The organism is Bdellovibrionales bacterium (genome assembly GCA_016714165.1).
Classification (GTDB): Bacteria; Bdellovibrionota; Bdellovibrionia; order Bdellovibrionales; family UBA1609; genus JADJVA01.
The window spans coordinates 932,493-947,021 of the sequence record JADJNU010000002.1; the positions used below are offsets into that span (position 1 = coordinate 932,493).

The window sequence follows — 14,529 nt, forward strand, 5'->3', positions numbered from 1 at the left end:
GAAATTATTGCGATATTTGTTAAGGTTCGCTATACACCACAGTGCACCCTGCTTAGTCAAAACCATTGAAACACGAATTATCGATACAAATACGCTGAAAATCATTTAAATGGCACTTCCTCCGACTAATTCGGGTAAACTGACTCATTATGAGATTTGCCCTCCCCATTTTTGATTCTGCGCACTAGACTAAAGTGGAGGCGTTCTCCTCAGAAATTGTGGGGTGCCCCACCCGCCTCTGGAAAATGATGAATAGGACTGTCTAACATGATTGCTCGCCACTGCGTATGGCTCTCAGTGAAGCTACTCTTTATTGGATTTGTCTTTTCAACGGCAGGATGCTCAACGCCAGCCCATATGGCCTTTGATACGATTCAAGTTGGTCAGTCAAAATCAGATGTTGTAGAGATCATGGGTTCACCCCAGAGAACTTTTCGCGTTAAGGATCAGGATCAGTGGGTTTTTGTCTTTTTTCAGGGTGATGAACAAATCGTCAAAGGGGTCTCCTTCGAGAACGGACGAGTTGTGACAATCGAACAGTTCCGCTCAGAAACTCCTTTGGAAAGGGAACTGAAAAATGTTTCCTCTATGCATGAATATGAAGAGAAAATAAACTCTTCGCGTCAAAAAACCGAAAACTTGAGATCCATTGATCCTGTCGAGGAAGAAAAGGCCCCCCAAAAATGAATATCAAGAAAGAAACCACTTCACTTACTAAAAAATGTGCGGGGCGCGAAGGGTTTAATTGATGCCAGTCGGTTTCTCTTCTCCGGAATTGTCGTCTGACGGCAGATAGAGATTCCTCCCCGTCCTTTCAAATTTAAATTTGGGGACGAATCCATCAAATACCATTGAGTACAGAACGCGACTCGCTCGTCCCTTTAGCAGATCTCGTGGAACTGTTCCCCAAGCCCTGCTGTCGTTGCTGTTGTCTCGATTATCTCCCATGAAAAAGAAATGGTCATCGGGCACTCGAAATTTGATTGCATCGTACTGTTCCCGATAAGGTAGCCGCTGAACCGTGTGCTCATGTCCGGACATCAGCTCATGATACTTAATACCGAGTCCATTTTTGTGAGCGTTCTTCAATTGTTCGGGAGGGTCCTCTCCCGGAAGAAAGAATGTCTCTCCATTAACTCGTATGAATCCCTCTTCTATTTCCAAAAAATCCCCGGGGAGTCCAATCAGGCGCTTTACCATCACAGTGTGATCGCCGGGCTTTTCGAAAACCACGATATCTCCCCTGAGTGGTTCACCCAACTTAAATAAAACCAAGTTTGTGAACGGAACTTTTACCTGATAGGTTAGTTTATTGACGAAAATTCTATCACCGATGGCAATTGTGGGTTCCATAGATCCGCTTGGAACATGGTACTGATCGGCAATGCTCACCCTAAAGAGAACAACAAAAACAAGAAATCCGACAAAAACCTTATTGGACTCCCAAAATTGAATTAACTTCTCACGCATTTTGACACACCCTTGAAAATTTGGGGCATAGTACCCCCTGATCAACTCTGACTCAAGCTCATTTCACCAATCGAATTCTCTCGTCCTTTTGTATGCCCTCCTTGCGATGAGAAGAAGATGGCGACCGCTTTCCGCCTGAATCTGCGGTTCCGGATAACTTCGCGTCTGGCCCCTGAAAAGGCGCATATTTCTTATCAATTTTTCTTTGATGGCAGAGAGAGAAGCATCAATTCCCATTTCCCTCTCGATCTGATCAATCGTCCGATTTTTCATCGGAGCGTATTGCCGCTTTGATTCATTTCCTTTTTCGGGAAACCGATAGGTCAAATCTTTGAGGGTTTGATTGTACTGGCTGATCGACGCTTGCAATTCAGCATGCACACGCAATATTTCTTCGACAGTTTGATTTCTGGAAGCAGCATCAGAAGCAGAATTTTTTCGAAGTATAAGTGCCTCTAGGGCTTTCTGATGAGTCGAGATTTCAAGCTCAAGATTCGACTTCTGCGAATAAAGTTTCGTGTATTCGTTACCGCCGGTCTTGGAAAATGATACATCCGCTCGCATCAGAACAAGAATGAAAATAAGCATTTGATAGAGCACCGGTATTATATCTCTCCTCAAACCTTGTTAATTGCGGACTGTTCCCAACGGACTTCCAAAGGAAGACCCTTGATTCTCTCAATAAAGATAGCGGCTTTCAAAGGCGTTAGACTTTCGATGACCAAACAACCCGAGTTAATCGTTCGCATTATTCCCTCGACATCCCACAAAAATTTTCTGTCCGTCAAAGCACCCTTCACTTCTTCACGTATCTCTGGCGAATCAATCCCCTCGACAATAACCCGTACTCGAAGAGGTCCCTCTCTGCCCATCGACTCCTCAGAATTGCCATAGGCGGCCAGATCATTCATGTTGGATAAATTACCCACTGACCCATTCTGGTTCTGGCTGATATTTTGATCTGTGCCGGAGGAATAAACTTCTCCTTGATTTAAACCGAGATCCCCATCCAAAAAATTTTGATCTAATCTCAAATCCTCACCCTTTTGTGAATCATCAAGTCCCTGATCATCAGCTTGAGCGCGACCACGATCCCGGTTTGGATTTGATTCTGACTCTGGTTCATCCTCATTCGGTTCTGAATTAAGGCCGACACCAAGACCAAATTCTTGATCATGATAGGGTCCCTTGTCTTCGAGAAGCATTCCTTCATCTGCGCCCTCGTCCAAGGGAAACTCGACAACAGCCATACTGTCTACAAACTCAATAGATCCATCGCCTCCGCTGATATCTTCTGAGTCGACGGGTTGAATTTGAATTTCTGATGGCCCCAAAGATGGAGGACTTTCCCCTTTTCTATCCTCGTCATAGCTTCGAACTGAGCCATCAATTTCAAAAAACAAGGAAGCGCCACATGTCGGACAGCTCATAAGACCAAAATCTTCTTCGAGAAAGCCATTGCACACAGGACAAAGGACAGCCATATTCAATCCTCGCTCGGAGCCAATCCCAGGAAACAGCTCCCCTCATCCTACTTTGGTTTTAAAATTTAAGCTTCTTCTTGTTCTTTTTTTCCGCCTCGCGGCGCTGGGCACGGTTTAATTTCGGGTAATCATTTGAATCGCCCCCACGGGACAGAAATATCTCCTGTCCCCGAGTCGGGTGACCACCTCGACCTTCGTCAGGACGCGCAAAAGGAAGCCCCGCGCCCGCAGTTGGCGCACCAAACCTTCCAATCGCCTCCTCTTCTGGTCCCTCATAACTGTATTCTGATTCATTAAAATCACGGGCGCGCTCCTCAGAGAACTCTTCAGCTGCCAATTCAGGTGAAGCCACCTGAATCTTCAGTAACTTCTCGATTGTCTCCACCATGATCATTGTATTCATCGCTTCAAATGCCGTGAAGGCTTCTTTCTTGTATTCGATGACCGGATCTTTCTGTGCGTAGGCGCGAAGATTAATCCCCTCTTTCAAGCGATCAATATTTTGCAGATGTTCCTTCCATTTGTGGTCTATCGTCTGCAACAAGATCATTTTCGCAATCTGCTCAAAATGCTCACCAAGCTTGGCCTTCTGTCTATCGTAGACAGCCTTCACTGCTTCGCTGACAACATTTGTAAGCGTGTCACTCGGAAGACTCGCAAGCTGAGCCTTTTCAAATGTGACTCCAAACTGCTGGCGCAAAGCGGTATTTAGCCCATCCAAATCCCATTCGCTGGTTTTTACGCTTTCATTGGCAAAGGTATCTAGGATTTGAGAACTGACTTCCCCCAAGAAGTCCAAAACCGTTCGCTCGATGTTCTTTCCAGCCAAAAGCATTCGCCGTTGCGTATAAATTGCATGACGCTGCTTATTCATGACGTCATCATATTCCAGAAGATGTTTACGTATGTCGAAGTTATGTCCTTCAACTTTCCGTTGCGCTCCCTCAATAGCCCTCGTCACCATGCCAGCAACAATTGGCTCATCCTCTGGAACCTTCAAGGTATTCATTATTTTTTGGATTCGTTCACCATTAAAAATTCTCATCAGGTTATCTTCGAGCGATAAATAAAACCGAGATTCTCCGGGGTCTCCCTGACGACCAGAACGACCCCGAAGCTGATTGTCTATTCGGCGTGATTCATGTCTTTCTGTGCCAATAATGTACAGTCCCCCTGCCGCAACCACTTCTGATCTTTCTCTTCCACACAAATCTTTACACTTAGCAAAAGTTTCTTTGTACTGGTCAGACGACTCTTCCTTTCCTCCCTGTTTTGCCAAAAATTCTGCATTTCCGCCCAAAACAATATCGGTCCCACGACCCGCCATATTCGTCGCAATCGTAATAGCTCCCTTGCGTCCCGCCTGGGCTACGATTTCGGCCTCACGCTCGTGGTGTTTGGCATTCAAAACATTATGGGTCACACCCATTCGCTTGAGGGCCGAGCTCAACTTCTCAGATTTTTCAATACTTACTGTCCCCACAAGGCAAGGCTGGCCTTTTGCATTTCTCTCTTTAATATCCTCAGCAATAGCCTTGAACTTTGCCGTTTCGGTTTTATAAACCACGTCATCTTTGTCTTGACGACAAATTGGCATATTTGTTGGAATCACGAAAACATCAAGGTTATAGATCTTTTTGAATTCGACAGCCTCAGTTTCCGCAGTTCCCGTCATTCCTCCCATTTTATTGTACATTCGGAAGTAATTCTGAAACGTAATGGTCGCAAGAGTTTGATTTTCGCTCTTCACCCTAACGCCCTCTTTTGCCTCTATTGCCTGGTGCAGTCCATCGCTCCACCTTCTTCCTGGCATCAGTCTTCCAGTAAATTCGTCAACAATGACAACCTCTCCATCTTTAATCATATAATCAACGTCAAGTTTATAAAGATGATAGGCTTTCAACCCCTGGTAAATGTGGTGCAAAAGCGCGATGTGACGTGGATCATAGAGATTATCGATACCGAGCATTTCTTCAGCGCGACTATTTCCCTCTTCCGTCAGAGAGGCTGTTTTCGATTTCTCTTCCATTGTAAAATGAATGTCTAATTTCAGATGAGGAATAATCTTATTTATCTCGTAGTATTTATCTGTAGAATCTTCAGAAGGTCCCGAAATAATCAGCGGGGTTCTCGCCTCATCGATAAGAATAGAGTCACATTCGTCAACAATTGCAAAATTAAGCTCCCTCTGAACATAGTCACGTAGGTCAAACTTCATATTGTCGCGAAGATAATCAAATCCAAATTCGTTGTTTGTGCCATATGTAATATCCGCACCGTAACTCTGTTGTCTCTCTCGATCATCCAGATCGTGAACAATTGTTCCGGTTGTCATGCCGAGCCACTTATAAAGGCGACCCATCCACTCTTCATCTCTCTTGGCCAAATAATCATTCACGGTAACAACGTGAACCCCTTTTTTTGTCAGGCTATTAAGGTAAACGGGTAGCGTCGCTACCAAAGTCTTACCCTCTCCCGTTCTCATCTCCGCAATGGCCCCTTTGTGCAAGGTCATCCCACCTATCAATTGCACATCATAGTGGCGCATCCCCAAAACTCGGCTGGCGGCCTCACGGCACACGGCAAAGGATTCAGGCAAAACGCTATCCAGAGATTCTCCGTTGGCGATTCTTTCAATAAAAGCAGGCGTCATGGCCTTAAGGTCATCATTTGACATTGCCTTGAATTTTGGCTCCAAACGATTAATTTCCTGGACGACTGGCTGGAGGAGCTTCATGTCCCGCTCATGTTTTGTACCAAAAAGTCTCGATAAAGTTTTTACAAACATCTCTTATTCCTAAAGTTTGATAATAAACAGGGCCCCATTATGTTATCTAGGTTGAGGATTGGCAACATCAGGAGCACAAAGATTTCTCCAACTGGCACCAGGGTGCCTTGCGCGTCAATCGATCTCCTCAGCTTTCGGGCCTAGAAAAACCGAGAATCACTTGAAATCGAATTGTCTCGTCCCCTCATAAAGAACGACGGCTACCGAAGTTGCCAAATTCAGGCTCCTGATCGAGCCACGCATTGGAATACGAAAAGTTCGCGAGGAGAAAGATGTAATAATTTCCTCCTTCAACCCTCTCGTTTCGCAACCGAAAACCAACCAATCTCCGACCTGAAATTCAATCTCGTAGATCGGTCTCTCCGCTTTCGTCGACATAAAGAATACTCTCGATTTATCCGGAACTGTCTCCCACCAATCGGACCAATTGGAATACTCCGCCCATTCAAGGTGGGGCCAGTAATCCAGGCCCGCTCGTTTAAGCTGCCGATCTGAGATCTCGAATCCGAGGGGACCGACCAAATGAAGAGAGGAATGATAACCAACGCAAGTTCTGCCAATATTGCCGGTGTTCTGAGGGATTTCAGGCTGAATCAATACGACATTAAACAGATTCACAGGGTATTTCATGCCACTCCTGATCACAGCGAAAATTAGCCGCGAAAGTTTTACCAAATTGACTCACTCGATTTCCCTCACCAACTCCCCCCTTCGCCTGGCGTGTGGGCACTGGAATACCACTGATCACATGTAATTTACAGTTTGACTGAAGAATTTGTTTTGGTATGTTCTCGCAAACCCGCCCAGAGAGAATAATGAAAAAGATTGAGGCCATAATCAAGCCCTTCAAATTGGATGATGTTGTCGAGGCCCTATCCGAGCTCGGAGTAGAGGGCGTCTCCATAACTGAAATTAAGGGATTTGGACGCCAAAAGGGGAGAACTGAGATCTACAAGGGCGCTGAATATGTTGTGGATTTTCTCCCAAAAGTTAAATTGGAAATTATTTTGAACGATGCCCTTGTTGAGCCTGCGGTTGAAACGATCCAGCGAGCAGCTCACACGGGAAAAATTGGCGACGGCAAGATTTTTATTCTTCCTGTTGAAGGTGCCTTACGAATAAGAACTGGCGAGAGAAACGAGGAAGCTGTCTGAACTGCAGAGCTTCGCGGACCTCTGTGGCGCGAAGCCACATGGCCACAGATGATGAAGAATGACCAAGTTAGTTGCAAATAAATTAACTGTTTAAATCTAAGGAGAAAAAATGAAGCCAGCAGATGCCATAAAGTTCGCAAAAGAGCGCGGATGTAAAATGGTGGATTTTAAATTCACTGACCTGCCAGGAATGTGGCAACACTTCACCATCCCGATAAGTGAGCTGTCCGTTGAGGTTTTTGAAGACGGCCTCGGCTTCGACGGGAGTTCGATTCGCGGTTGGCGCAATATCCACGAGTCAGATATGCTCGTTATGCCTGATGCAGCGACGGCACTTGTCGACCCATTCATGCAAGTTCCCACTCTTTCGCTCACCTGCGATGTTGTTCTTCCTGAAACTGGGGAACCCTACGATCGAGATCCTCGTAACGTCATCAAACGGGCGAACTCCTTCCTAAAATCCACTGGACTTGCAGATACGGCCTATTTTGGACCCGAAGCTGAGTTTTTTATCTTCGATGACGTTCGCTATGAGCAAACGGCCTATGGTGGCTTCTATCAGGTCGACTCGGACGAGGCGACTTGGAATTCGGGTCGAGATGAAGGCCGAAATCTCGGATATAAACCACGCCACAAAGAGGGTTATTTTCCGGCTTTACCCTCCGACACGCATCATGACTTGCGTACTGAAATCTGCTTGGAACTCGAAAAATGCGGAATGATTGTTGAACGACAACATCACGAAGTCGCGACGGCCGGTCAGGGCGAAATCGATATCCGATATGACGCGATGATTGAAATGGCTGACAAAATGCAGTGGTTCAAATACATCGTGAAGAACGTAGCCCGACGTCACGGGAAATCGGCCACGTTTATGCCGAAGCCAATTTACGGTGACAACGGATCTGGAATGCATACTCACGTTTCTCTTTGGAAGGGCGGAGAGCCTCTTTTTGCGGGCGACAAATATGCTGGCCTCAGCGAGATGGGTCTCTACTTTATCGGAGGCATCTTAAAGCACGCCCCTGCCATCTGCGCGTTTACTAACCCAACTACAAACTCTTATAAACGTCTGGTACCTGGATTTGAAGCGCCCACCAAGTTGGCCTATAGTTTTCGCAATCGCTCTGCGGCAATAAGAATTCCCAACTCAGGACCTAACCCGAAGGCAAAGCGCTTGGAATTCAGAACACCAGATCCAAGCAGCAATGTCTATTTTGCGATGTCCGCAATCCTTATGGCTGGACTCGATGGGGTTATGAATAAAATTCATCCTGGAGATCCTCTCGATAAAGATATCTACGGATTGCCACCAGAGGAAGCAGCGAAGGTCCCAAGCGTTCCAGCTACACTTGACCGATCCCTCACAGCTCTTCAAGAGGACATGGATTTTCTTCTTAAAGGAGATGTTTTTAGCAAGGATCTGATTCAGACTTGGATTGACTACAAATACGAAAGAGAGATTATTCCCTCATTGCAGAGGCCTTCTCCCTTTGAATTCTATTTGTATTACGATCTTTAGGTCATGCGTCCTCTCCAATAGTGGGGCTTTTTGGCCACATAAGCAAAACCGACTTCTCAAAGAGTCGGTTTTTCTTTTGGCAGATAGGAGGACCTTTGCTAGTCTCTTATTTCATTTTGAATAACGTGAATTGAGACAGGGTAGATAACATATGGATGATGTAATTACTTACATGGGATATGAGTGGATTCAGGCCGAGGAAGACGGCATTATTTCTATTGGAATTAACGAAGCCGGTCTTGATGAATTTTCAGAAATTTTGAGCATTGGCCTACCCGAAGAAGGTGAATTTGTCAGCCCGGATGGCATTTGTGGCGAGCTAGAAACAGACCAGGGCCCCTTAAATCTTTACTCACCCTTAAAAGGGCGCGTGGTTGAACTCAACGATGCCGTCATTGAAAACCCCTCTCTCATTCTTGAAGATTGCTATGGCGATGGATGGCTATTCAAAATAGAGGCGGATCGAGCCGAGGATGTTGACCGTCTTGCGAGAGCCAGCAGCTCTGATGACGACGATGACGATGACGGTCATATGAAGAATCGCGACACGGAAGAGGACTAGATCTTAGGCCTTTTTGTCAGTTGGATCTTCATTGGCCTCACCAACAGGAAGATCTGAAAGCAGAATTGTCTTAAATTCCTTTCCGTCGAATTTCACAACTCGACGTTCATTATCAAGAACTGTAGCCACATTGATGGGTCTCCTCCAGACAGTAAACATGTTTTTCATCGTGGCCTGCATATAGTCCGGCTGCATCTCTACGCCCTCATATGAATGAGTCAAAAGAAGTTCGCCGCGATTCTCAAAATTAGCATCGACTATATTGATGATTGGCTGACCGAAGTTCGTCAACTGAAACAAGAGCTTTGATTTTATCGCCTTGAAATCCCGAGTATCTACTTCAAACTGTCCCGTACGTTTATTGAATTTATAAACAAACATCCGATTTCGAACACAGAAATCTTCTGTCAAATATTCATCAATAAATGTGACGTCATTGTAGTTTCGACGAATCTGGAAAATCTTTTCACGACCCTTGAACTCTTTTGTATCCCAATTCTTACGGGCATCCATTTCTTGGCACTCTTCCCACTGTTTTCCATATTGGCCCTTATTCCAACGCTCCTCAATATCTCGAAACAATTCTATGCCGACTTTATAGGGATTAAATCCCGATGGCGACATGGCCATCGTCCCACTGTGCCGATCGGCAAAATCAATGATCTCAGAATCCGTCGCTATTCGCTCTGTCATTAGGCGAGAGTGCCAATAGGAAGCCCAACCCTCATTCATAATTTTGGTCATCCCCTGAGGCACAAAGTAGTACGACTCCTCCCGAATGATCGACATGACATCTTGCTGCCAAGATTCTAGCGGTGCGTAATGAATTAAAAAGTTGAGGATGTCGCGAACAGGCTCTGGAGGGAAATGGCGACGCTCAAACTTAGCCCTCTCCATTCTCTCCTTCGCCTCTTCCGCCATGATCTCTGGAGGATTGATATATTTCTCCATGTAATCACGGTGAACATTAAATCGAGAACCTCCGGATTCATTTGAAGCCGAAGACTGGTCACTTTCTGATCCACTCGAAGCTCTCAATTGGTAAGGACTGTGCCTATCGATCAAGTTCTCGAGACTTAGGCAAACATCGATGAAGTCTTCAACTGTGTCCATGCCATGGCGGTCCATATAACGACGAATTCGAGTGCCATGATTGGCCATTGTATCCATCATCTTGCGATTTGTCGGAGCAAACCATTGGTTATTTTTAAAGAAATCGCAGTGACCAAAAACATGAGCCATCACCAGCTTCTGATCAACAAATTCATTGCCCTCCATCAAATAGGCGTAACAAGGGTCGTGATTGATAACAAGCTCATAAATTTTAGATAGGCCGTACTCATAGCCTTTTGCGAGCTGTTCATACTCCATTCCAAACCGCCAGTGTGGATATCTGACGGGAAAACCTCCGTAAGCGGCAATTTGGTTCATTTGGTCATACGTGACCAATTCAAAAATTGTTTCGAAAAAATCAAGGCCGACGTCCTTTGCTATTTTGCAAATTCGCTGCCGCTCTCTTTCCAATTCAGGGGTAATATTAGCCATTAGCTATTTCCCTTTTCCCAAAAAATCCTTAATTGATTGTAGAATCTTATCTTTGCTCTCAATTTTACTGATCACCAATTTGTCTTCAGCTGGAAAAGCTTTTTCAAGATCCTTCAGAAACTGTCCGCTTCCATACTTACTCTCTACCTGGCCATATCCAAACATATTCACCTTGGGGAAAAAAAATTTTTGGAGAAGCGCCAGACAAGCCCTCGTGTCCTCCCCACTCCAATTGTCTCCATCGCTAAAATGAAATGGATAAATATTCCAATGTTCCACTGGATAATCAGCCTCAATTATCTGTTGACAGAGCCGGTATGCGGAACTAATCAGCGTGCCTCCGGATTCACTCGTGCTAAAAAAAACTTTCTCATCCACTTCCTTCGCTGCAGCATCATGAATAATAAAACGAGTCTCCAAACCTTTGTAATTTCGCTTTAGCCAGGCATTAATCCAGAAGCTTTCCATACGAACGATGTCTTTTTGCTCATCTCCCATCGAACCAGAAACGTCCATCATATAAATGACAACCGCATTGGCCTGAGGCTTAATGACTTTTCGAAAAGTCTTGTAGCGCATATCACGCCGAATCGGCACGACAAAAGGTTCCAATGGATCGTAGGTGCCGCTTGACAATGATCTTTTCAAGGCTTCCTTGTAAGACGCCTTGAAATGACGAAGGCCTTCCGGACCCACCGGCGATCTACCCGTATACCTTAAAGAAGCAACATCTGTATTTTTATTGCCCTTGGGTTGAATACGGGGCAACTCTAGCTCCTCACCCAAAATGTCAGCCAGCTCTTCAATTCGAATTTCAACCTCAAGGAAATGTTCCCCCGGGCTCTCGCCAGCGGCTCCAGCTCCCAATTGATCGCCATCCACCTTTTCGCCAGCCTGACCTTGCCCTTGACCGATTCCTCCCGATTGTTTTGGACCGTACTTAAAGCGAGGGATATCGATATGAGGAATTGGTATCTTAACCAACTCCTGCTCCCGACGTCCGGTCATCTCGCCCTGTGTGACATATTTCTTAAAATTCTGCTTGATGCGCCCACGCACGATTTCACGAAAACGGTTGTTATCTTCTCTGATACCCATTTTCTAAGTTTACCTTCCAAATTTATTTCTTATCCTTTACATCACCTCTGGCAAAAATACTCGCAACATAGTGCAGAACATCAGTGGCAGAAATCTCGTCATATCCGAACTCTTTGATCAATCGAGTTTTCACGATATCGATTTTTTCCTGAGTATCCTTGTCAACCACTGAGGAAACCAATGACGTTAGCTTAATACTGTCCTTTTGGTCTTCAAATAACTTGAGTTCCAGCGCCTTCTGCAGCCGCTCATTTGTTTTGTAATCGAACTTTCTGCCATCGAGAGAGATGGCTCCGATATAATTCATAATCTCACGTCTGAAATCATCTTTCCGAGAGTCAGGGATCTCAATTTTCTCCTCAATTGATCTCATCAAACGCTCATCAGGCTCCTCGTTCTGGCCAGTGAAATGATTCTTAACTTTTTCCTTTTGAGTGTAGGCCTTCACATTATCAATATAGTTGGAGCAAAGGCGAGCCAAGGCCCCCTCATCAGCGCTGATGGCACGTTGCACTTCTCCCTTTATGATCTCTTCGTATTCTTGTTTGATGATACTCAAAAGTTCGCGATAGTCTTGCTTGATCTCCTCAGATGAAATCAAGGAATGGTGCCTGAGACCACTATCTAATTCATTTATCATCATAAATGGATTGACCGAACCTCGGTTCGACTGCTGAGCTCTGACGATGGCATTAGACAATTTATCCTGGACATAACGAGGAGAAATTCCATCTAATCCTTCTCTCTTCGCTTCCTTTCTCAGCTCCTTAATATTGTCCTCTGTGTAGCTCGGAAGAGTTTTTCCATCATACAATTTTAGTTTTTGAATACGAGTAAGATTTGCTTTTTTGGGTTTTTCTAAACGAGTCAACACCGCCCACATCGCGGCCATTTCGACCGTGTGGGGAGCTATACTCACTCCACGCATTCGTTGTGAGTTAAAATCCTTTTTATAAATTTTGATTTCATCCTTCCATTTTGTAATATACGGAATATCAATTTTTACAGTCCGATCCCTCAGGGCTTCCATAAACTCATTGTCCTGAAGCTTTCGGTACTCTGGCTCATTTGTGTGTCCAATGATCACTTCATCAATGAACGTCTGAGCAAATTTCTTCGGCTTAACTCGGTGTTCCTGTGAAGCCCCCAAAAGATCATACAAGAAAGCCACATCAAGCTTTAAAACTTCGACAAATTCAATCACCCCACGATTGGCAATATTAAACTCTCCGTCAAAATTAAACGCGCGAGGATCAGAGTCCGAACCATATTCAGCAATTTTTCGATAATTTAAATCACCTGTGAGTTCTGTGCTATCCTGATTTTTTTCATCCTTGGGTTGAAAAGTGCCAATTCCTACTCGATCAGCCTCGCTCAGCGCAAGCCGCCTCACCCTCACATGACTTAATACACGTGCGAGATCACCGCCGTATTTCTCTAACAATCGCTTATAAATATAGCGACTGGGAGGACAAAGATCTCCTGTAATGCCGATTCTAAACTCAGACTTATTCCCACGATTCAGCTCTTCAATCAGCTTAGGACGAACTTCCTCCGGTATCAGCAGGAGCGGTTCCTCGTGCATAGGACTTGGAAATACTCTCACTCCCCGACCGAAAATATCCTCATGTGCGCCAGACTCGTCAACCCACTCAAAAGTGTAAAGTGCACCGTTGTCGGACTTGGAATATTCTTCAATTCCTCTTTTTAATAATCGACAAATAGTTGATTTAGAACTTCCTACCGGCCCATGAAGAAGAATGACGCGCTTTTCAGTCCCATATCCAAGAGCTGCCGATCTTAAAACGTTGACCAATTTCATCAACGGAATATCCAATCCAAAAACGGCATCTTTCCCACCGTTCTTCTCATCATCGAAGAACCTGTAGTGAGTTATCTGCTTCTTTACATCCATGTAATCGACTACCCCAGCTTCCACCACCATGTCATACATGCGCTGAAAGGCGTTGCGAGTAATTTTTGGATTCTCTCTTACCAAATTCAAGTAATCATTGAGTGTACCCGACCATGCCAAATCCTTGTAGCGATCAGACCGATAATGCGATTTAATCAAGTCGTTAATATTCAGATTGTTTCCGCCCAACCCAGTCGACATCGTCTTCTCCTCTGGTGGATGAGATTTCTCAAATTGACCCACTCTGCATCAGTGAGCCCAACCTTATTATGCCGGATTGAGAACAGATCCACAACGAAAGTTGCTGAATTAAACACTCTAATGAAAAAATGGACTGGTCTAAAATTGAGACGCAGGGAAATGATCTCTGGTCCTTTGTCGAGAACATTATTGAAATGACAAAACTTCAAATCCCTTCGGAACATCAAGCGCAAAAAGATCCTTCTTATTTTGGACCTTTCCGGCATATTCAATGAAATTGATCTGTATCTGCGCTCTCGGATGGTCAATTTTTACCATCTTCCTATCCATCACGCGATCTTCCCAGGACATCTCTAAGCTTTCAGATTCCTTTTTACAGGATTGGAGGAAGTCCCTGCTATCTTTCTTGCAATTCCAACCCGAACCACCCACTGGCAAATCGAAAAGAAGATTATAAATCAAGTTCGGATCAAGTGGTGCCAAAATGATTGGTTCCAAAGAGCGCGGAGTACTTTTCCCAACAAAAAATTTTTTCTGGTTCACCAAAAAATAACTCACCTGACTTTTATTCATGACAAAGCTAGCCACATGAGAACCCAATGGAGTTGTGACATCCATTCTCAGGTGTTCACCCAGCTTTGCGTTCACATTAACGTTCAGAATAAATGACTTATCCTGTTTTTTGTCACGTATAAGTACCTTTGATTTCCAAAATCCTTCTTTGGCACCCTCAAACCGGGTCGGAGCCGTTTGGCATCCTGATACCAAAAAAAAGACTCCTAAACCAACT

The 14,529-nt window shown here is 44.8% G+C and carries 13 protein-coding genes; 4 read left to right on the forward strand and 9 right to left on the reverse strand.

Going from position 1 to position 14,529, the window contains the following annotated elements; all coding sequences use genetic code 11:
* Positions 1-297: 297 nt before the first annotated feature.
* A complete protein-coding gene (gene bamE, locus IPJ71_15835; protein ID MBK7845128.1) occupies positions 298-687 on the forward strand; it encodes an outer membrane protein assembly factor BamE in 390 nt (129 codons plus the stop codon).
* 54 nt (positions 688-741) lie between these two features.
* On the opposite strand, the gene lepB is transcribed toward bamE, so the two are convergent.
* The 5 genes from lepB to IPJ71_15860 all read right to left on the reverse strand — a co-directional run bounded on the left by lepB (position 742) and on the right by IPJ71_15860 (position 6,354).
* Complete coding sequence (gene lepB, locus IPJ71_15840; protein MBK7845129.1) at positions 742-1,470, reverse strand: signal peptidase I; 729 nt, start codon at positions 1,468-1,470, stop codon at positions 742-744.
* A gap of 63 nt (positions 1,471-1,533) precedes the next feature.
* Complete coding sequence (locus IPJ71_15845; GenBank protein MBK7845130.1) at positions 1,534-2,034, reverse strand: hypothetical protein; 501 nt, start codon at positions 2,032-2,034, stop codon at positions 1,534-1,536.
* A gap of 53 nt (positions 2,035-2,087) precedes the next feature.
* Positions 2,088-2,954 (reverse strand): hypothetical protein, encoded by an 867-nt coding sequence (locus IPJ71_15850; protein ID MBK7845131.1) that lies wholly within the window; start codon positions 2,952-2,954, stop codon positions 2,088-2,090.
* 58 nt (positions 2,955-3,012) lie between these two features.
* Positions 3,013-5,742, reverse strand: a complete 2,730-nt coding sequence (secA, locus tag IPJ71_15855; protein ID MBK7845132.1) for a preprotein translocase subunit SecA — start codon at positions 5,740-5,742, stop codon at positions 3,013-3,015.
* A gap of 156 nt (positions 5,743-5,898) precedes the next feature.
* On the reverse strand, positions 5,899-6,354 hold the full coding sequence (locus IPJ71_15860) for a tRNA (cytidine(34)-2'-O)-methyltransferase (protein MBK7845133.1): 456 nt from the start codon (positions 6,352-6,354) through the stop codon (positions 5,899-5,901).
* 203 nt (positions 6,355-6,557) lie between these two features.
* Here IPJ71_15860 and IPJ71_15865 point away from each other — a divergent pair, with 203 nt between their 5' ends.
* The 3 genes from IPJ71_15865 (at position 6,558) to IPJ71_15875 (ending at position 8,980) form a co-directional block, all read left to right on the forward strand.
* A complete protein-coding gene (locus IPJ71_15865) occupies positions 6,558-6,896 on the forward strand; it encodes a P-II family nitrogen regulator (protein MBK7845134.1) in 339 nt (112 codons plus the stop codon).
* A gap of 109 nt (positions 6,897-7,005) precedes the next feature.
* Complete coding sequence (gene glnA, locus IPJ71_15870) at positions 7,006-8,418, forward strand: type I glutamate--ammonia ligase (protein MBK7845135.1); 1,413 nt, start codon at positions 7,006-7,008, stop codon at positions 8,416-8,418.
* Between the two features lie 151 nt (positions 8,419-8,569).
* Positions 8,570-8,980, forward strand: coding sequence for a glycine cleavage system protein H (locus tag IPJ71_15875; protein MBK7845136.1), 411 nt, complete (start codon positions 8,570-8,572; stop codon positions 8,978-8,980).
* Positions 8,981-8,983: 3 nt separating this feature from the next.
* On the opposite strand, the gene IPJ71_15880 is transcribed toward IPJ71_15875, so the two are convergent.
* From IPJ71_15880 to IPJ71_15895, 4 genes are all read right to left on the reverse strand, one after another.
* Positions 8,984-10,525, reverse strand: coding sequence for a SpoVR family protein (locus tag IPJ71_15880; protein MBK7845137.1), 1,542 nt, complete (start codon positions 10,523-10,525; stop codon positions 8,984-8,986).
* A 3-nt stretch (positions 10,526-10,528) separates the two neighbouring features.
* The gene (locus tag IPJ71_15885; protein ID MBK7845138.1) at positions 10,529-11,623 is read right to left on the reverse strand and encodes a DUF444 family protein; all 1,095 of its coding nucleotides are present in this window, start codon (positions 11,621-11,623) and stop codon (positions 10,529-10,531) included.
* A gap of 22 nt (positions 11,624-11,645) precedes the next feature.
* Complete coding sequence (locus IPJ71_15890; protein MBK7845139.1) at positions 11,646-13,739, reverse strand: serine protein kinase; 2,094 nt, start codon at positions 13,737-13,739, stop codon at positions 11,646-11,648.
* Positions 13,740-13,925: 186 nt separating this feature from the next.
* Complete coding sequence (locus IPJ71_15895; GenBank protein MBK7845140.1) at positions 13,926-14,507, reverse strand: hypothetical protein; 582 nt, start codon at positions 14,505-14,507, stop codon at positions 13,926-13,928.
* Positions 14,508-14,529: the final 22 nt, after the last annotated feature.

Coding starts and splice junctions, on each gene's coding strand:
- IPJ71_15865 (MBK7845134.1), top strand. CDS start 6,558: ATGAAAAAGATTGAGGCCATAATCAAGCCCTTCAAATTGGATGATGTT.
- IPJ71_15885 (MBK7845138.1), bottom strand. CDS start 11,623: ATGGGTATCAGAGAAGATAACAACCGTTTTCGTGAAATCGTGCGTGGG.
- glnA (MBK7845135.1), top strand. CDS start 7,006: ATGAAGCCAGCAGATGCCATAAAGTTCGCAAAAGAGCGCGGATGTAAA.
- IPJ71_15890 (MBK7845139.1), bottom strand. CDS start 13,739: ATGTCGACTGGGTTGGGCGGAAACAATCTGAATATTAACGACTTGATT.
- IPJ71_15875 (MBK7845136.1), top strand. CDS start 8,570: ATGGATGATGTAATTACTTACATGGGATATGAGTGGATTCAGGCCGAG.
- lepB (MBK7845129.1), bottom strand. CDS start 1,470: ATGCGTGAGAAGTTAATTCAATTTTGGGAGTCCAATAAGGTTTTTGTC.
- IPJ71_15845 (MBK7845130.1), bottom strand. CDS start 2,034: ATGCGAGCGGATGTATCATTTTCCAAGACCGGCGGTAACGAATACACG.
- IPJ71_15880 (MBK7845137.1), bottom strand. CDS start 10,525: ATGGCTAATATTACCCCTGAATTGGAAAGAGAGCGGCAGCGAATTTGC.
- IPJ71_15850 (MBK7845131.1), bottom strand. CDS start 2,954: ATGGCTGTCCTTTGTCCTGTGTGCAATGGCTTTCTCGAAGAAGATTTT.
- secA (MBK7845132.1), bottom strand. CDS start 5,742: ATGTTTGTAAAAACTTTATCGAGACTTTTTGGTACAAAACATGAGCGG.